This window comes from Streptomyces solicamelliae (genome assembly GCF_045348655.1).
Lineage (GTDB): Bacteria > Actinomycetota > Actinomycetes > Streptomycetales > Streptomycetaceae > Streptomyces > Streptomyces solicamelliae.
Genome location: NZ_CP160404.1, coordinates 6,774,786 through 6,793,167, shown reverse-complemented (window position 1 = coordinate 6,793,167; position 18,382 = coordinate 6,774,786). Strand labels below are relative to the sequence as shown.

14 protein-coding genes are annotated in these 18,382 nt (G+C 72.8%); 9 read left to right on the top strand and 5 right to left on the bottom strand.

Features of this window, described 5'->3' with window-relative positions; genetic code table 11:
- The first annotated feature begins 137 nt into the window (after nt 1–137).
- Nucleotides 138–266 (top strand): hypothetical protein, encoded by a 129-nt coding sequence (locus ABZO31_RS31285; RefSeq protein ID WP_406864697.1) that lies wholly within the window; start codon nt 138–140, stop codon nt 264–266.
- Between the two features lie 40 nt (nt 267–306).
- Nucleotides 307–1,161 carry a universal stress protein gene (locus tag ABZO31_RS31280; RefSeq protein WP_406864696.1) on the top strand — a complete coding sequence of 285 codons (855 nt, stop codon included), beginning with the start codon at nt 307–309 and terminating at the stop codon, nt 1,159–1,161.
- Between the two features lie 43 nt (nt 1,162–1,204).
- Here ABZO31_RS31280 and ABZO31_RS31275 read toward each other — a convergent pair whose 3' ends face one another.
- Nucleotides 1,205–3,274, bottom strand: a complete 2,070-nt coding sequence (locus ABZO31_RS31275) for a SpoIIE family protein phosphatase (protein WP_406865537.1) — start codon at nt 3,272–3,274, stop codon at nt 1,205–1,207.
- Nucleotides 3,275–3,700: 426 nt separating this feature from the next.
- On the opposite strand from ABZO31_RS31275, the gene ABZO31_RS31270 reads away from it, so the two are divergent.
- The 6 genes from ABZO31_RS31270 to ABZO31_RS31245 all read left to right on the top strand — a co-directional run bounded on the left by ABZO31_RS31270 (nt 3,701) and on the right by ABZO31_RS31245 (nt 10,942).
- On the top strand, nt 3,701–4,441 hold the full coding sequence (locus ABZO31_RS31270) for an ABC transporter ATP-binding protein (protein ID WP_406864695.1): 741 nt from the start codon (nt 3,701–3,703) through the stop codon (nt 4,439–4,441).
- Complete coding sequence (locus ABZO31_RS31265; protein WP_406864694.1) at nt 4,438–7,377, top strand: ABC transporter permease; 2,940 nt, start codon at nt 4,438–4,440, stop codon at nt 7,375–7,377. The genes ABZO31_RS31270 and ABZO31_RS31265 overlap by 4 nt, the downstream gene beginning before the upstream one ends.
- Nucleotides 7,378–7,564: 187 nt before the next feature.
- Entirely contained in the window at nt 7,565–8,455 is an 891-nt protein-coding gene (locus ABZO31_RS31260) for a MarR family transcriptional regulator (protein WP_406864693.1), read from the top strand.
- 99 nt (nt 8,456–8,554) lie between these two features.
- Nucleotides 8,555–8,941 carry a roadblock/LC7 domain-containing protein gene (locus ABZO31_RS31255; protein WP_406864692.1) on the top strand — a complete coding sequence of 129 codons (387 nt, stop codon included), beginning with the start codon at nt 8,555–8,557 and terminating at the stop codon, nt 8,939–8,941.
- A gap of 2 nt (nt 8,942–8,943) precedes the next feature.
- Entirely contained in the window at nt 8,944–9,372 is a 429-nt protein-coding gene (locus ABZO31_RS31250) for a hypothetical protein (RefSeq protein WP_406864691.1), read from the top strand.
- A gap of 229 nt (nt 9,373–9,601) precedes the next feature.
- Nucleotides 9,602–10,942, top strand: coding sequence for an NAD-dependent succinate-semialdehyde dehydrogenase (locus tag ABZO31_RS31245; protein WP_406864690.1), 1,341 nt, complete (start codon nt 9,602–9,604; stop codon nt 10,940–10,942).
- Between the two features lie 91 nt (nt 10,943–11,033).
- Here the strand turns inward: ABZO31_RS31245 and ABZO31_RS31240 are convergent, their stop codons facing one another.
- The gene (locus ABZO31_RS31240) at nt 11,034–12,338 is read right to left on the bottom strand and encodes a DUF5685 family protein (RefSeq protein WP_406864689.1); all 1,305 of its coding nucleotides are present in this window, start codon (nt 12,336–12,338) and stop codon (nt 11,034–11,036) included.
- Nucleotides 12,339–12,624: 286 nt separating this feature from the next.
- On the opposite strand from ABZO31_RS31240, the gene ABZO31_RS31235 reads away from it, so the two are divergent.
- Entirely contained in the window at nt 12,625–13,425 is an 801-nt protein-coding gene (locus ABZO31_RS31235; protein WP_406864688.1) for a VOC family protein, read from the top strand.
- Nucleotides 13,426–13,479: 54 nt separating this feature from the next.
- Here ABZO31_RS31235 and ABZO31_RS31230 read toward each other — a convergent pair whose 3' ends face one another.
- Genes ABZO31_RS31230 through ABZO31_RS31220 form a run of 3 tightly spaced genes read right to left on the bottom strand, consistent with a single transcriptional unit; the run spans nt 13,480 to nt 18,171 of the window.
- Nucleotides 13,480–13,767 (bottom strand): hypothetical protein, encoded by a 288-nt coding sequence (locus tag ABZO31_RS31230; protein ID WP_406864687.1) that lies wholly within the window; start codon nt 13,765–13,767, stop codon nt 13,480–13,482.
- A 25-nt stretch (nt 13,768–13,792) separates the two neighbouring features.
- A complete protein-coding gene (locus ABZO31_RS31225; RefSeq protein WP_406864686.1) occupies nt 13,793–15,268 on the bottom strand; it encodes an alpha/beta hydrolase in 1,476 nt (491 codons plus the stop codon).
- Nucleotides 15,265–18,171, bottom strand: coding sequence for a CHAT domain-containing protein (locus ABZO31_RS31220; protein ID WP_406864685.1), 2,907 nt, complete (start codon nt 18,169–18,171; stop codon nt 15,265–15,267). The genes ABZO31_RS31225 and ABZO31_RS31220 overlap by 4 nt, the downstream gene beginning before the upstream one ends.
- Nucleotides 18,172–18,382 lie beyond the last annotated feature (211 nt).

Below are 18,382 nucleotides of genomic sequence, written 5' to 3'. Positions count from 1 at the left end.
GCCGTCGCGGCGCGTCCGGGCCGGAATCTCGCCGAGACGGCACGGGCCATGCACCTCGAGGGCGTCGAGCGACGTGCCGAGCCGGCACCCTGCGGCTCGCGCCCGACACGATCCGCGTCACCGTGAAGGACGGGGTCGTGACCCTCACCGGTCGCGTCGGCGAGCGCGCCGACATCCCGGTGATCGTGCGGCTCTGCCGGTCGGTCGACGGGGTGGTCGCCCTGCACGAGTCGATCGGCTCGTCTCGGTCTCCGGCACCCGGCTGACGTACGGGAACGACGGCATCTCTCCGGAAGGTGGACGATCATGACACAGGACATCGTCGTCGGCGTCGACGGCACGGCTCAGGCGAACGCGGCCGCGGAGTGGGCGGCGGACGAGGCCGTGCTGCGCGGCACCGGCCTCCGTCTCGTGCATGCACAGGAACCGTGGCCGGAGGCCGTCCCGCCGCTCGCGGCTCAGGGGTCCGAGGAGCCGTGGGCCGAGGAGCTGCTCACGCGTACCGCCGGGCGCCTGCGGGAACGGCATCCAGGTCTGAGGGTGATCACTGAGATCCTCCCCTCGGCCCCCGTCCCGGGCCTCGTCGCCGCGGGCCGGGCAGGTGCCCTCCTGGTCCTGGGTTCACGGGCGCTGGGCGGGGTGGCCGGATACCTGGTGGGGTCGGTCGGCCTGGCCGTGGCCGGTGCCGTCGAACGGCCCGTCGTCCTCGTACGGGCCCTCGGCAGCACCTCGCCCCGCGGCTCCGTCACGGTGGGAATCGACGCGCAGCAGCCCGCGGACGCCGTCATGGAGTTCGCGTTCGAGGAGGCCGAGCGTCGACGGGCCGGGGTGAACGTCGTCTACGCGCAGCAGCTTCCGCTCTACGCCGCCTTCGGGCCGGCCATGGTGCCGGACATCCGGCTCGCCGTGGCCCCCGAGATCGAGCAGTCCCTGGACGATCTCCTCCAGCCCTGGCGCGCCAAGTACCCCGATGTGGCGGCCACTCCCCACGTGGTGGTCGGATCGGCCGGTGTCGAACTGGTGCGGGCCTCCGACGACGCGGCCCTCGTGGTCATCGGCCGGCGCATCCGGCGTTCGGCCCTGGGAGGGCACATCGGCAGCGTGGCCCACGCGGTGCTGCACCACAGCCGCGCGCCGGCCGCCCTCGTGCCCCACGACTGACCGGGCACCTCACCCTCCTCGTCGGCCCCGGGGGCCACGGCGCTCAGGCCGCCGGGTCGATGCGGGCGACGAGGAGGGCGATGTCGTCGTCGGCGGAGGCCGGGACGAGGTGGGTGAGGAGGCGGTCGCACAGGCCGGGCAGGGACGGGACGGGTGCGGCGAGCAGGTCGGTCAGTTCGGCGAGTCGCGCGTCGATGTCGCTGCTGCGGGCCTCGACGAGACCGTCCGTGTACAGCACGAGGACACTGCCGACGGGCAGGGCGACGTCGGTCGTCGAGAAGCGGACGCCGCCGACGCCCAGCGGCAGGCCCGGCGGTACGTCCAGCAGGCGGACGGTGCCGTCGGGGAGGACGGCCGCCGGGGGCGGGTGGCCCGCCCGGGTGATGCGGCAGTGGCCCGTGGCCGGGTCGACCACGATGCACAGGAAGGTCGCGATCATCGGTTCGACCAGGTCGTGCAGGGCGGCTTCCAGCTGGTACAGCATGTCCTCAGGGGCCAGGTCGAGTCGGGCGAGGGCCCTGACGCTCGCGGAGAGCCGCCCCATCACCGCCGCGGCTGCGGTGCCGTGTCCCATCACGTCGCCGATGACGAGCGCGGCCCTGCCGCCGTCCAGGGCGATGACGTCGTACCAGTCGCCGCCGACCTCGTTGACGTCGCTGGCGGGCAGGTAGCGGTGGGCGACCTCGATGCCCGGCGGCGGGGTGATGTGCTGCGGCAGCATGCTGCGCTGCAGGACGGCGGCGGTGTCGTGCTCGCGGCGGTAGAGCCGCGCGTTGTCGACGCAGACCGCGGCGCGGGCCGACAGGTCACCGGCCAGGGCGACCTCGCTCTCGGTGAACGGGCCGACGGGCCGGGTCCGGTAGAAGGTCGCCAGACCCAGCACCACGCCGCGGGCGAGCAGCGGGGTCATCATGAACGAGTGCACCCCGAGCCGGAGCAGCTCCGCGGGCGTGCTGGAGTGGTCGGCCGCAGGGGCGATGGCCTGCTCGTCGAAGACGGGGACGACGAAGGGGCGGCGGGCGCCGAGCGCCCGGGTGTACGGCGCGCTGGCGGGAAAGACGAGGGTGCGTCCCAGCGGGGCGAGGGCGGCCGTGACGGGTGATCCGGTGAGCGGCGCCTTGGCCAGCCGGCGCAGCGTGGTGCCGCCGATCAGGCCGGCGTCGAGCTCGCCGCCGGTCGCGAGGGACTCCAGAACGTCGACGGTGACGGCGTCCGAGAGATCGGGCACGGCGACGTCGGCGAGTTCCTGCGCGGTGCGTTCCAGGTCCAGGCTGCTGCCTATCTTGAGGGTGGCCTCGTTGATCAGCGCGAGATGACGCCGGACCGCGTCGGCTTCGAGCTGCGCCTGCTGCTGGGCGGTGATGTCGATCAAGGTGGCGGCCAGCCCGATGGGGCGTCCTTCGGCGTCCTCCAGCCGGACGTACGACCCCGACCACACGTGGTCGTGGTCCGGATCGGCCGGGGTACGGCCCGTGCGGCGCGAGTCCAGGACGGGCCTGCCCTCGTCCAAGGCCCGGCGCATCGCGCGCTCCATGTCCGCGCCGTTGACGTCGGGCAGGATCTCGACCGGGCGACGCCCGATGTGAGCGGCCTGCGGAAGGCCGTTCATCACCTCGAGCGCCGGGTTGACGCGCAGGAACCGCAACCGGGTGTCCAGGATCGCGATGCCGACCGGGGACCGCGTGAACAGTCCGTCCCACACCGCCGACGAGCCGCGGATCCGCCGTGCGGCCTCCGCCTCCGCGGCGAACACCAGCACCGTCGTCCCGCCCCGGTGCCGCGCCGGCACGGGGCAGGCCCAGATCTCCAGGTCCAGCGGGCGTCCCTCTTTGTGCCAGGCGGTCACCATGCCCATGACCCCGCGCCCGGTGGCCGCACCCTCCCAGAGCGACCGGCCGAGACCGCGGTCCGCGTCCGGGTGGAGCAGGTCGGCGATGTGCCGGCCGAGTACGTCGTGCGGGGTGTAGCCGAGCAGGTCCTGCGCCGCGTGGTCCCAGCGGACGATCGACCCGTCCGCACCGGTGGCCACCACAGCGACCGGCAGGGCCCCCAGCCACCCGCCCGCGTCCCGGGCGGCGCTGGTGGTCACCTCGTCGAAGGGAACGTGTTCCATCGCCACCCGCGATCGGGTACCTGCGCACCCCTGGACGACCGCCGTCCTCCCCAGTATGGGCGCGTGTCCGCGGTTCGTCGCGCGGACCGGTCACGGCGGGGCCGGCCTGACGCGCGGGCCGCTCCGTGGCCCGGTCGAGCGTGCGGAAGACCAACGCGACGGCGGTGATGAGGAGGCCCCAGAACAGGACCATCCCCACCGACATGGCGAACCAGCCCCATCCGTTCATCCCGTTGACGTTCCGGAACGTCATGCCACTCACGCTCCTGGCGGCCGTACCGCGCACGCCAGGGCGTCCCTGCCCCCGGTCGGGCCGCACACCCCGACCGTGCCCCGATCGGGTCACCGCGCACAGGGCCGACCGGCCCCCGTCCGGGACTGAGTGGCGGTAGCCGGCGGTCCGCTCCAGGGTCTCGAATGGAAGGCATGGATAGCGACCAGCCGCTCCTCGTCGCCACCGGAGTGCGCAAGATCTACCGGACGGGCTCCGTGGCGGTCACCGCGCTGCTCGACCTGGACCTCGTCGTGCGCCACGGAGAGATGGTGGGCGTCATGGGCCCGTCCGGGTCCGGGAAGACCACGCTGCTCAATTGCCTCTCCGGTCTGGACGACATCGACGGCGGCACAGTGGAGATCGACGGCCACGACCTGTTCGCGATGTCGGACGCCGCGCGGACGGAGCACCGCGCCCGCTCCATGGGCTTCGTGTTCCAGTCGTTCAACCTCATCCCGGTCTTCTCCGCGGTGGAGAACGTCGAACTCCCCCTGCTGCTCGTGGGCGACCGGCCGCGCGAGGCGCGGCACAGGGCCCTGGCGATGCTGGACCGGGTCGGTCTCGCCCACCGGGTCGATCACCGCCCCAGTGAGATGTCCGGCGGCGAGCAGCAGCGCGTGACCATCGCCCGTGCCCTCGCCGGCCGGCCGGCCATCGTGTGGGCGGACGAACCGACCGGAAACCTCGACAGCGCCATGGCCGAACAGGTGATGGACCTGCTGTGCGAACTCAACCGGGAGGAAGGCCAGACGATCGTCCTGGTCACCCACGACAGTGCCATCGGCGCACGTGTCCCCCGACTGATCCGGATGCGCGACGGGCGGCTGGTCGACGACCTCCACCAGCACGTCCCGACCCCGGACCCGATCACCGGCTTGTCCCGGGGCCGATGATGTATCCGAACCTCCTGGCCCCGCTGCTCCTCGCCCTCGCGCTGGTCCTCGCGCTCCTGGTACTGGTCGCCGCGCGGCAGCCCGTGTCGCGCCGTCTGGCCTTCCGGCAGCTCGCCCGCCGGCGCACGGAGGCCGCGCTGGTGATCGGCGGGTCGGTCCTCGGCACGGCCATCATCATCGGGGCGCTGGTCGTCGGTGACACTTTGAACTTCTCGGTGCGCCAGGAGGCGTACCGGACCCTGGGCCCGGTGGACGAGCGCGTCATCGCGCCGCCCGGTCCGGCCGGGCGCACGGTCGCCGAACGACTCAGCGCCCTGTCGGGCGATCCCGACGTCGACGGCGTACTGGACGCCCGGGCCACCCAGGCGTCGGGCGTCAGCCGCCCCGACGGGCGCACGGTCGCCGAACCACGCGTCCTGGCCTGGCAGTTGGACTTCGGCGAGGCGTCCCGATTCGGCGCACCGGGCGGGGACTCCGGTCTCGCGGGACCGAACCCGAAGCCCGGCCAGGTCGTGATCAACACGCCCCTGGCGCAGTCCCTGCGCGTGGGAGCCGGGGAGCCGGTCACGCTGTACCTGTTCGGAGCCCCGCACACGTACCGGGTGGAACGCGTGGTGCCGGAACAGGGCCTGGCCGGCGTGGGCCTGGGCGGCAGGCTGAACCGGGACGCGTTCCTGGCGCCGGGGACCCTGGACGCCGCGGCGCGGGCCGCCGGGACGGAGCCGCGCACGGTCGTCCTCGTGTCCAACCGCGGCGGAGTCGAGGGCGGCAACGCCCTCACCGCGCAGGTGACCGCGGACATCCGCCAGGTCCTGGGGCCGCTCGCCGGCCAGGCGACGATCGACACGCCCAAGCAGACGGTCCTCCGGGACGCCAAGCAGGCCGGGGACTCGCTCGGCGCGCTGTTCCTGATGATCGGCAGCTTCAGCATCATCGCGGGCGCCCTGCTCCTGGTGAACATCTTCGTCATGCTGGGCGAGGAGCGGAAGGCGCAGATGGGCATGGTGCGGGCGATCGGCATGACACGCTCGCGCCTGGTGGGATCCTTCACGCTCGAAGGGGCCTCGTACGCCTTGCTGTCCGCCCTGCCCGGGGTGGCCATCGGGGTCGCCGTCGGCTGGGGCGTCGCCGTCGTCGCCGCGGAGATCTTCCAAGGCTGGTCGGTCGGCGGCAGCAGCATCCGGATCGCCTTCGACGTCACGCCCACCAGCATCCTGAACGGGACGGCGATGGGCCTGCTCATCGCCTTCGCGGCGATCCTCGGGACGAGCATGCGGATCAGCAGGTTCAACATCATCGCCGCCATCCGGGACGTGCCCGCGGCTCCGGGAGACCGCCCGCGTCGCAGGCTGCTCGTCGTGTGCAGCGTCCTGTCGGTCCTGTTCGCACTCGCGGCGGTCCCCGCGGTGGCCCGCAGCCAGGCCGACGCCACGTACCTCATGCCGGCGCTGGCCGTCGCGTTCGCCACCCCCGCCCTGACGCGCGTCATGCCCCGGCACGCCGCCACCACGCTCGTCGCGGGCGCCGTGCTCGCCTGGACACTGCTGGCACCGGTCGTACGCCCCGGGATCTTCGACACTCCTTCCATGTCCGTGTACGTCATCCAGGGAGCCCTGGCCGCGTTCTCCGCGGTGGTCCTGATCGGCAACAACCAGAGGACGCTGCTCCGCCCGGTGCGACGGCTGCTGGAGCGCCCCTCGGAGTCGGGGCTGGCCGCGCGGCTCGCGGTCGCCTACCCGCTCGCGAAACGGTTCCGGACGGGCGCCACGCTCGTGATGTACACGCTGATCGTCTTCGTTCTCGTGCTGCTGACCGAGATCTCCGGCATCCTCAAGGCAGGCGTCGACGGGGTCGTCACCGATGCCACGGCCGGCTACTCCCTGCGGCTCGACTACAACCCCCAGGTGGCGGGCGACCGGTTGGCCGCCGAACTGCGGGACGGCCCCTCGGCCGCCGGGATCTCCGCGGTCACACCGCTGCTCAACGCCACCGGACGCGCCAGCGACCCCGGCCATCGCAGCACTCGACCGCTCGACATCGCGGCCGTGGGCGTGCCGGACGGCGCGATCACCGGCATCACGTTCCGCGAACGGCTGAGCGGACTCGCGGACGACCCGGCCGTCTGGCGCGCCCTCGCCACCGATCCCCGGTACGTCGTCGTCGACGGGTTCTTCGGGAGCACCGGCGGCCCGGCCGGCGACTACTACGACCCCGGCGACACCCTGACCGTCACCGACCCGCGTACCGGCCGCAGCGAACAGAAGGTCATCGCCGGCGTGCTCAGCAACGGGATGGTCTTCTACCCGGGCACCGGCGCCACCTCCACCACCTACCCCGTCGTCATGGGCGAGCAGAGCATGCGCCGGGTCTTCGGCGCCCAGGCCCAGAACGCCTCGGCCCTCGTCAGCACCCGCCCCGGAACCTCCCCCGACGCCCTCGCGACCCAACTGCAGGGCGAGCAGCTGTCGTCCAGCCTGGTCGCCACCCCGATCGCCTCCGAGATCCGCCACCAGTTCGACTCCAGCACCGCCTTCTTCCGTCTCATGCAGGGCTTCCTCGCCCTGGGCCTCGGCGTGGGCATCACCGGCCTCGGAGTCGTCATGGTCCGGGCCGTACGCGAGCGCCGGCGCACCATCGGCATCCTGCGGGCCCTCGGCTTCCGCGCACGGACCGTCCGGCGGTCCTTCCTCTGGGAGAGCGCCTTCGTCGCCGCGGAGGGCATCGTGCTCGGCTCCCTCCTCGGCGTCCTCACGACCTGGCTCATGTACCGCAACAGCGCCGCGTTCGAGGGTCTCGAAGGCGGGTTCCCGGTCGAGTGGACCAGCATCCTCGGCCTGGCCGCGGCCACCTTCGCCGCTTCCCTTCTGGCCACCGTGGGCCCGGCCCGCCGCGCGGCCGCGATCCGCCCCGCCCGCGCGGTCCGCGTCGCGGACTGACGCTCCGGACGCGCCTCGGAACGATCAAATGATCGCCAAATGACGATCACCGTCCGGGGCGGCCTGACAAGTCCCGCCAATAACAGTCAACTGGGGGCAATCCCGTTCGGCATCACCCTTTCGGCTGATACATCTACACCCCTCAGTGCGACGCATCAGGCGTTTGTGCGACATGCCAAGGGGTGCGATGGCGGGCATTCGGGATGCCCTGGGCAAGGTCAGCCTGGGTCTTCTGGCTCAGGCCCTGCGCGAGAGCGGCCGCGAGCGCTTCACCGGGGAGCTGCGGGTGCTCGGCGCGCCCGGCGGTGTCTTCCATCTGAACGACGGACTCGTGGTCGCCGTCGAGAGCCCCGGGGCGCCGGGGCCCGAGGCCCTTCTGCTGCGCACGGACCGGGTCGACGGGGAGCAATGGGCCGCCTTGATGGGCGAGTCCGGCGGGTCACGCTGGCCGGCCGCCGGCCTGGTCGCCCGCGGCCTCGCCGGCGCCGCCGAGTTGCGTGTGCTGTGCGTGATGGCGTTACAGGACGCCGTGTTCGCCATCGCCGCGGGATGGGTGGACGGCTACGAGCGTGCCCCGGCCGCCGGCCCGCCGCCCGCCGCGGTCACGGTCGGCGAGTCGCCGCTCCGGCTCCTCCAGGAGGCGCAACGCAAGCTCGCCGCGCTCGACGCCCTGCCCCGTCCCACCCGCCCCGACCGTGAGCGCCCCGTCCCCGCCACCCGCCCCCTCGGCCGGCTCGGTGCTCTCCAGGAAGAGCTCCTCCTGCACGCCGACGGCCGTCGAACCGCCCGCGACCTGGCCTTCCGTCTGGGGCGCGGGGTCTACACCATCACCGTCGAGATCGCTCGGATGCTGGGCGAGGGCCACCTGGTGTGCTCCGACCGGCCCGTGCCGATACCGGTCCGCGTCCCCGCCGGCGACGTGGCCGTACGCCACCGCCGCCCTCTGCCCCCGCCGCCGGTCACCGTCGTGCGCCGCCCCTGGCCCAAGTCGGCGCCGCCCGAGCCGATACCGCACGCCGCGCTGCCTCGCCGGGTTCCCGGTACCAGCGGTATCACCGAAGCCCTCTCCCCGCGGTAGAGCGGGGCGAGCCCTCAAGGGTCCTTCCGTCTGCCGACCGCGACCGCCGCGTGCCCGCCCAGTCGGAGTTCTGTGACCAGTAAATGGAGAGTTGAGTACATGAACCACGAAGCACTCGCGCGTGAGATGCGCGGGCTGCGCGAAGAGGTGGCCGGCATCACCGACACCGCGGTCGTCGCCGCGGACGGGCTGCTCATCGCGGCCGACACCGGTGACACCATCGACCCTGAGGGACTTGCCGCCCTTGCCGCGGCGGGACTCGGCCTCGCCCGGCGCACGGCGCTGGAGAGCGCCCGGGGCACTCTGCGTCAGACGGTCACCTACGGCAGCAAGGGCTGCGCCGCGGTGTACGCGGTCGGCGACACCGCTTTGATGATCATCCTGGGCGACGAGGGCATGAACGTCGACCAGTTGCACCGGGCCTCGCAGCCGACGCTCGACCGCATCGGCGCTCTCCTGACCGAGCAAACCCCCGAAGGAGTCTGACGATGACCACGAAACGGATCAACGGGAGCTTCTCCGACCAGGTGATGAGCCTGGTCAAGACGCTTCGTGCCGACGCGCCCGACTGCGTCGCGGCCGGCGTCGTCGACATGGGCACGGGAATGCTGCTGTCGTACGACACCGTCGACAACCACCCGCCGGAGGTGCTCGACCTGCTCGCGGGCGCGACGCTCGATCTCTTCCAGGGACGCACGGTCGTGATGATCGAGGACGTCTTCAAGGAGCGCCGTGGGATCGCCAGCGACAACCACTTCTTCCAGGAGATCCTGGTGAACAGCGAGAACCTCACCCACCTGTTCATCCGGATGAACGACCAGCAGGACGTGGTCGCGGTCGTGGTGTGCCGCAAGACGGTCAATGTCGGCATGCTCTTCGCCCAGACCCGGCGCGTCGTCCGTGAGTACGGTCTCTGAGCGACCCGCGAGCCGCACTCGAACCGCCTCACCTCGCCTCGCAGTACATCCGGCCCGCCGAGCAGAACTCGGCGGGCCGGATACGTGGGCCGTGCTCGTGAGGCAGGCGGCCGGCATGGAATCTCGAGGAGTCGGGGGCGGAACATTCGCGGGATGATCGTGTGCGACGAGAGTGACTACTGAACACTGATCCAGCCGTGGACACCCGCCCCGAAAGGCAGACAGACACGTGACCCAGTACGCCGTGACCGACCCGAGCACCGGGAAGCTGGTGCAGACCTACCCGACCGCGACCGACGCCGAGATCGCCGCCGCGGTCGACACCGCCGCGGCGGCGTACGACACCTGGGGACGGACCTCGACCGTCGCGGACCGCACCGCGCTGCTGCGCCGGGTCGCCGAACTGCACCGTGAGCGCGGCGCCGAGCTCGCGGCGGCGATGGTCGAGGAGATGGGCAAGCCGCTCTCGGACGCGGAGGCAGAGGTCGACTTCTCCGCCGCCATCTACGACTACTACGCCGACAACGCCGAGAGGTTCCTCGCCGACGAGCCGATCCAGCTCGGCGAGGGCGAAGGCACGGCGCTGATCCGGCGGACGCCGGTCGGCGCGCTGCTCGGGATCATGCCGTGGAACTTCCCCCTCTACCAGGTGGCCCGGTTCGCCGCCCCCAACCTCGCGACCGGCAACACGGTCGTGCTCAAGCACGCGCCGCAGTGCCCCCACTCGGCCGCGCTGCTGCAGCAGCTCTTCCTCGACGCGGGCTTCCCCGAGGGCGCCTACGTCAACGTCTACGCCACCAACGACCAGGTCGCGGTGATCATCGCCGACCCGCGCGTCCAGGGCGTCTCCCTCACCGGTTCCGAGCGCGCCGGCGCGGCCGTCGCGGAGATCGCCGGCCGCCACCTGAAGAAGGTCGTCCTGGAGCTCGGCGGCTCCGATCCGTTCGTCGTGCTCGGCTCCGACGACCTCGACGCCACGGTCCGGGCGGCGGTCGCGGCCAGGATGGAGAACACCGGCCAGGCCTGCAACGCGGCGAAGCGGATGATCGTCCACGAGGACCTGTACGACGGCTTCGTCTCCCGGTTCACCGCCGAGATGCTGGCCGCGAGCGCGGCGCCGCTGTCGTCGGTCGCTGCCGCGGAGCGACTCGAGGAGCAGGTCGCGCGTGCGGTCTCGGAGGGCGCGAGCCTGGCGAGCGCCGGCGAACGCGACGGTGCGCACTACCCCGTGGGCGTGCTGACCGGGGTGGAGCGGAGCAGCGTGACGTACCGCGAGGAGCTGTTCGGCCCCGTCGCGATGGTGTTCAAGGTGCGCGACGAGGACGAGGCGGTCGAGGTCTCCAACGACACCCCGTACGGCCTGGGCTCCTACGTCTTCACCAACGACGCCGCACAGGCCGCGCGGGTCGCCGACCGGCTCGACGCGGGCATGGTCTTCGTCAACTGCGTGGGGGCCGAGGGCGCCGAACTACCGTTCGGCGGGGTGAAGCGTTCAGGTTTCGGGCGTGAGCTCGGCCGCTTCGGTATCGAGGAGTTCGTCAACAAGAAGCTGATCCGCACGGTCCGCTGAGACAGGACGGCCGACCGGCCCTGCCGGACGCCACGGTCCGGTGAGCTCCGCCCCGGTTCCCCTGCGGGGACCGGGGCGGCTCATTGCTCGTTCAGTCGCAGCAGTCGCAGCACTTGCAGGGGTTGCAGCAGCCGCCGTCGCCCGAGCCGCCGCCCGAACCGCCGGACGAGCCGCTCGAGTTGCCGCCGCCCTGGCCGCCGAACCAGCCGTCGCCCCCGGAGCCGTCGCGACCGGAGCCGTCCCTGCCCGAACCGTCGCGGCTCGAACCCGAGTTGCGGTTGCCGTCACCGAACTGCACGGGCTCGCCGTCGTCCTGGCCGGCGTCGTCGTCGCAGCGGCAGCAGTTGTAGCACAACCTGCAATCGCCGCACAGCCGGCCCCACGCGTGACACCGTCGGCACTGTCCCTCCGGCGGCCTGCCCGACGCCATCGCCGGGCCCGCCGGGGCCGCGCCCGTGAGGGCCCCGACGCCGCAGGCCGCGCCCTCGCCGGTCGCCGGGGGCGTTCCCGTCGCCGTACGGCGTCCCGGCCAGGGCAGCACGCGCAGGCCCCGCGCCGGGCGGCGCTGCTGGTGGTGGTGACGGTGCCGAGGGTCGAAGACCCGATCGACGGCACGCTCCAACTCGCCGCCCAGAAGCGCCCGTACCAGACTCCCGTCGACGAACTCGGCCTCCGCCAGGGCGAGTCGGATCCCGTGGACGGCGTCGTCGCACAGCCGACGCACCTCGGCGCGGTCCGCGCCGGTCACGGCGATCGGGTTCCACGCACCCGACGCCTCGTCCGCGTCCAGGTCCTCGACCGCGTCCAGCAGATGCGCCAGCCGGCCGAACAGCCGGCCGGCTTCCGCGAGCGGTTCGGCGTTGCCCGGGCGGCCCGCGAGCACGGCGGTGTGCGCGAAGGCGGCTGCGGTCGCCGTCTCCGTGGGCTCCGTGACCGTCAGCAGCGAGCCGCCCATGCCGGTCGACCGCTCGATCTCCGGCTGGCGCCCCACCGCGTCGAGCAGCACCGCCGTGTCGAAGCCGAGCCGTTCGCCGCCCACGGCGCCCGCACGGTCCCAGCCCCGGGCGATCCGGCCCGCCGCCAGCGCCACCGGGCGGCGAGCCACCACGCCGTCGCCGTCGGCCACGTGATCACGTATCTTCGCCGCGGCCAGCACCAGCGACACCGTCGCCGCCAGCCGCGCGCCCTCGCCCTGCGCCACGTCCGCCGACCGCATCCCGCGCAGCGGGCACGGCCCGGCACCCCGCCGCCAGTCGCCGGCACGCTCCGACTGCGCTTCGGTCAGCACCGAGACGATCAGGCCGTCGTAATTCGTGGCCACCCGCGCGAACTGCCCGTACTCGCTGCGCAGAGCCAGGCACAGGCCGCACAGGTGCGCCATCCACTCGACACGCATGCTCTCGCCCAGGCGATGACGGCATGGCCTGATGATTCCGAACACCGAACTTCTCCCCCGATAGGAACAGCTGCCCCGGCGCGTCCCGTTGGACGGCTCACGGGCCGCGTTGACGTCACCACCTGTGACATCGACGCGCGGCCGACATCCTAGAGGGCCCCGTCGGAGCAGTGTCCACGGGAGCGCATACGACGGAACTCCCGCCGTGACCGGGCGTGCCCGAGGGGCGGAGCGCGGTGGCCGGTGGCAGCCTGGGCCCGTACGGGATCTGCGAAAGGGAATATCCATGATCACCACCGACTTCGTCCCCGGTTCCCCCTGCTGGCTCGACCTCGGTGCACCCGACGTCCCCGCCGCCGCGGCCTTCTACGGTGCCGTCCTCGGCTGGGACTACGAGCCCATGAGCGGCGGCGGAGAGGACATGGAAGGCGGCATGTTCCGCAAGGACGGCAAGATCGTCGCCGGCCTGGGCAAGCTGACCGAGAAGGGCGCCCGCTCGGCCTGGATGATCTACTACAGCGTCACCGACGCGGACGCCACGACCGAGGCGGTGGAACGCGGCGGCGGGACCGTGCGGGTCGCGCCGACGGACCTGGACGAGTGGGGACGCATGGCCCAGTACAGCGACCCGCTGGGGGGCCAGTTCGCCGTCTGGCAGCCCGGCACGAACAAGGGCGTCGACCTGGTGGACGCGCCGGGCTCGCTGTCCTGGACGGAGCTCTACACGACCGACGCCGCGGCCGCCCGGGAGTTCTACGGCAGTGTCTTCGGCTGGCAGTACTCGGACATGGAGATGCCCGGCGGCGGAGGCACATACACCCTCATCACCCCCGCCGGGCTGCCCCAGGAGCGCATGCAGGGCGGCCTCATGGAACTCCCCCGGGACAACCTCGCCCTCACGGACGGCCGCCCGTACTGGCACCCGGTCTTCGACGTCGTCGACTGCGACGCCGCGATCGCCAAGGTCGGCGAGAACGGCGGCAGTGTCCAGATGGGCCCGGACGACGCCGAGGACGTCGGCCGCCTCGCCGTCTGTCTCGACCCCTCCGACGCCGACTTCGTCGTCCTGACCCCGACACCGAAGTGACCGGGGCCCGCCCGGGGGGCGGAGGACGGCGGAAGGTACGACGCCTCCGTCCCGTCAGTCGGGTGCCGGCCCCAGAAGGTCGGTGATCTCGCCCAGGAACACGCGCCACGGCTCGGCCTCCTCGTCGCCGCCGCGCTGGTGGGCGGTCGCCCAGCTCTGCACGATCCACATGCGGAAGTCGTTCCAGATGTGCGCGTTGCCGGGCGGGAGCAGGATCTGTACCTCCAGTACCCGCCGGTAGATCTCGGGCCCCGCGGTACGGATCGTCATCTCGTCCTCGAGCGCCTGCTGGTATCCGCCGATCTCCTCGAACAGCACTTTCAGCCTGTCCATGTTCGTCATGCCGGCACCTCCTGTCCCTGTCCTGTCAGTTCAGTTCGCGGAATCCCCAGCGGCCCTCGCCCAGGCTCCGCAGGGCCATGCGGGCGGAGGGGTCGTGCCGGTCGTAGATGAGGGAGTGGATGTCCCCGAGGACGGGGAAGGCCGCGGCGTAGTAGCCGTGGCCGAGCAGGGAGACGTCGATCGGGGCCGCGTCGATCACGTGCATCGCCTCGGTGCACGGCAGCGACGGGCCCTGGCCGGCTCGCGGGCCGCGGTGCACGATCGACGAACTCTGCAGCGCCAGGTCGCGGGACGAGGTGTACAGCGTCGTTCCCTCGGCGATGTGCCGGAAGGAGTCCGCCTCGGACGCGAAGAACGCGCCGTCGATGTCCGGCGCGGCCAGGATCAGCTGGCCCAGCTCGATGCCCTGGGTCCGCGAGGAGTTCTCCGCGGCACGCATCGCGACCCGGAGCACCGCCCGGCTGCCCATGCTGTGTGCGAGCAGGTGCACCTTCTTCGCCGAGGACTTGGCGCAGAGGTCGAGGAGGAACTCGCAGAGGTGACGCTCGCTCAGCTGGACGGCGTCCTCGTCGGCGCTGTAGCCATGGGCCGTGCCGCGCGACGGCCAGCTGAAGAACGCGGTGACCCCGGGGATCTTGAGGTCCATGTGGAGTTGGGCGGCGCGGACGGCGGCCTCGTCGAACGTCGTCCGGTAGCCGTGCACGTAGACGAACACGGCCCTGCGGTCGTTCAGGCTGTCGTCCAGCGCGTCCGAGACCGCCGTCAGATACGCCTCGCGGTCCAGCGTCCGGGAGCCGACGAACTCCAGCCGGCGTCGCCCGTCGACCCGCCCGAGGCGGCGCCGGGGCCGTCCCCCGACCGGCGCGGAAGCCGGGACCTCGACGGTGCAGCTCCCCCGGTGCAGCGTGGACGAGGCCCGGTCGCCGAACCCGCCGTCGTCGAGCCGGATCCGGTTGGTGCCGAACCACACGGTGACCGTCTCGGCGCCGGCGCTCCTGCCGCTGCGGAAGACCGTGCCCGCCTCGCCCTGCCGATGCAGCCGGGGCTGCAGCGGCTCCGGGAGGTCACCGGCCCCGATCCGGTCGCAGGCGGCCTCGAACGCCGCGTCGGCCGCGGCCCCCTGACCGAGCGCCGCGTACCACTGCCCCAGGAAGGCGTCGGCGGTGACGCGTCCGAGGCGGCCCGGCAGCCCGATCACCACGGGCACGGCCTCGGCGACCGTGTCGGCCTGCGACGGCACGTAGCAGGAGTCGAGCACGACGATCTCCGGTGAGACACCCGCGGGAACGACGTCGGCCGGCACGACTCCCTGTCGGTCGCGGAGGCCGTCGTCGGAGCCGACGAGGTGGAGGACGGTGACCGGTTTCCCGGCCGAGAACGGAACGGGGACGGTGAGCCGGTCCGCCGGCACCACCCGCAGGTCCGGGTCCAGCGCGGCCGCGTGCCGGGCGAGAGCGGTCGAGACGGCGTGCGGATCCAACTCGCGGACGACGACGTTCATCCCCGTACCCCCCAGTGCTCGAACGGTCCCCACGACAGCGGTGAGGCGGCAGCGGCCGCCCTGCGGCGACGCTGTGCGCGGTTGATGGCGGCGGCGGGATCCTCGGGGATGCCGTCCGCGTAGAAGTCGACGGCGATCTCCGCCGCGCTGTCGTCCTCGGCGGGCCAGAGCGTGGCGATGACGTGCCGGCATCCTGCCGCGCGGAACGCCGCGGCGAGGTGGACGGGTTCGTCCGACCAGCCGTCGTCCGGTGCCGCGGTGTCGCAGGCGGACAGGTACGCCAGCCGCAGGGGTGCCAGGCGGAGCCGGGAGATCGCCGGCACGTCGAGGTCGCCGTCGGCGAGTTCCAGACAGCCGGAGAGGGGGTTGTCGGGATCGCTGTATCCGTGGAGCGCGATGTGCGCCGTCGAGCAGGTGGGGAGTACGTCCATGACCGTACGCACCGTGGCGGCCTCCGGGCGCAGCACTTGGTGGTCCGCGCCGAGAAGGTCTTCGAGCACGTCGGCCTCGCGTTCGGCCGCGCGCAGATCGTTCTCCCCGCTCACGATCAGGACGCTCTGCGGGGACGTCCCGGTCGGGGCGGGGACCCGGAGGGCGCGCAGCGTCGCCGTGTACGAGGAGACCGCGCGGTCCAGGAGGTCGCCGGGGGCGTGCTCGCCCGCGGCGTGCAGGGGCAGCGCGGTCAGGGCGCCGGTGGGGAGCCAGTGCACGCGGTCGACGGGGCCGCAGACGGCGAGCACGGGTTCCACGACGGTCCGGAACAGCCAGCGGCAGACCTCGCCGAAGGTCTCGCCGAAGCGGCGTTCGGCCGCCGTGCGCCCGAAGCCGGGATCGTCGGCGACGGCGTCGATCGCCCGTCGCAGGTCGCCCGCCCGCTCCCGTACGGTCGTGTGCTCAAGGAGCGGCAGCGGGACGTGGACCGCCGTACCGTGCCGGAGGACGACGGCGTCGCACCGCAGCCGGCTGGTGTTCAGGACGATCACGGGTGTCTCGTCGATGCCGTCGACGAGTTCGGTGACCGGCGTCGGTTCGAGGAAGCCGCCGAAGCCGGGGATCGCGCGGATCCGCTCGATCAGCAGGTCCCACTCGGTACCGGCGGCGTGGCGGTCGTCGGTGTCGAGATCCTGCGGCCGGGGCATGCCCACCGGTTCCGGGCCGGCCCGGTCCAGGCGGTGGCGGGTCCAGACGAAGGCGTCGGCCAGCTCGGGCTCGTGCCGGCGCAGTTCGGCGAGCAGCGGGACGTCGTCGAGCACGGTCCCGAGCAGCAACCCGCGTCCGTCCTCCAGGAGTTGCAGGGCGCGGCCGGGGTCGCCGCAGTGGAAGGCCGACGCCGCGGCGTCGGAGGCGAGGCCGAGGAACCGGCCGAGTTCACGGCCCCGGTCGGCCAGGTCGAGGTGCCCCGGCGCGACGCGGGGCAGGAGCGCCACCCCGGCCGCGTAGCTCCGGACCGCGCCGGGCCAGTCCCCGGCCTCCGTAGCCGCGTCACCGGCGGTCCGCGCGGCGGCGACGCGGATCCGCGGCGGCGCCGTCGGGGCACCGGCCGCCTCGTGGAGGATGTCCCGTGCGGCGGAGAGGCCGCTGTCGTCCGTCGGGCGACCCGCGCGCCACTGCTCGACGAGGGCCGTCCCGAGGTTCAGCTGGAACAGGGCGTGGTCGGGGTGGTCCGGCGGGGTGGCGGCGACGGCGGCGCGGAAGTGGAGGACGGCCTCCTCCAGGTGGGCCGGGTCCGCGTGGCGGTGGTAGCCGTCCTGGTGCAGCGTGCCCAGCAGCGACAGGTACCGCTGCCGGTCGACATGGGTGGCGGCCGCCGCCCGGTCGGCGAGCTCGCCCGCGGATATCGCGTCCCGGAGGTCGGCGGTGGAACCGCGCAGCAGGGAACGGGCGCGTAGCGCGACCGCGAGATTCGACGCGGTCTGGTGGAAGAACGACCTGGACTCGTCCGTGGCGGCGAGGACGGCGCGGAAATGCTCGATCGACTCGTCGAGGGCGCCCGACAGGGGATCCCGTTCGTACAGGGACCACAGGGCGAGCCCGAGGTTGTTGCTGTACAGGCGGTGGTCGGAGGAGGCGGGATCGGTTCGGGCCACGGCGGTCCGGGCGGCGTCGACGGCTTCCGTGAGGACCGCGAGGTCGCCCGTGCGCTCGTACCGCGTCCACAGGGCGAGGGAGAGGTTCGAGTGGTGGGGCGCCTGCCGGCCGTGGTCCTCGGGGAGGTGGGCGATCGCGCGCCGGAGCCAGAGGATCGACTCGTCCAGGACGGCCGGATCGCCGTAGGCCTCGTACCGCACCCGGAGCGCGAGGCTGAGGGTGCCCATCTCGATGTCCTTGCTCGGGACGTCGTCGTCGATGGCGTGCACGGCCGCCCGCCCGACCTCGACTGCCTCCTCCAGGGCCGCGGGGTCCCCCGTGCTCTCGTACGTCATCCGGAGCGCGAGCCCGAGATGCGCCAGGTGCGGCCCGCGGCGGGGGTGATCCTCCGGGGTGATCACCAGCGACTCCCGGCCCTTGACCACGCTCTCGGCCAGCGCCTCCGCGTCCGAGGCCAGCTCGTAGCGGTCCTGCAGCGCCGTGCCGAGCGCGGAGAGCACACGGGCCCGTACGTCCTGCGCGACCGTCGCGCAGCCGGACACCTCGCGCATGAGGGCGATCGACTCGTCGAGGGCGGCCAGGTCGTCGGTCATCACCGCGTAGTTCTGCAGGGAGTGCGCCAGACTGTAGGCGCGCCCGTCCTGCGTCGACCCCTCGCGGAGTCCACCGCGCAGCAGGTCGATCGACTCCCGCAGGAGGTCGAGGTCGTAGGTCTGGGCGAACAGCCGGCCCAGGGCCCGCCCGAGATCGTGTCCGCGGCGGTAGTCGTCCTCGGGCGTCCGTGCCGCTTTGTGCGCGACGCGTAACAGGTCCACCGCCAGGACCAGTTGGCCGGTATCGCCCGTGCGATCGAATTCGTCCCAGTGCGTGAGCGCACTCGCGTAAGGCTCCATATACCGCGGCAGCCTAGGGCCGGCGGCGCGGTTCCGTCCCGAAAGTCGGAGATCTGTCGGCCGGGGCGGCGGCGGGCGGTTTGTGGATGCGTCAACTGTCGTGCGGGCAGGGCGGTTCCGGTTGCCGCGCCGT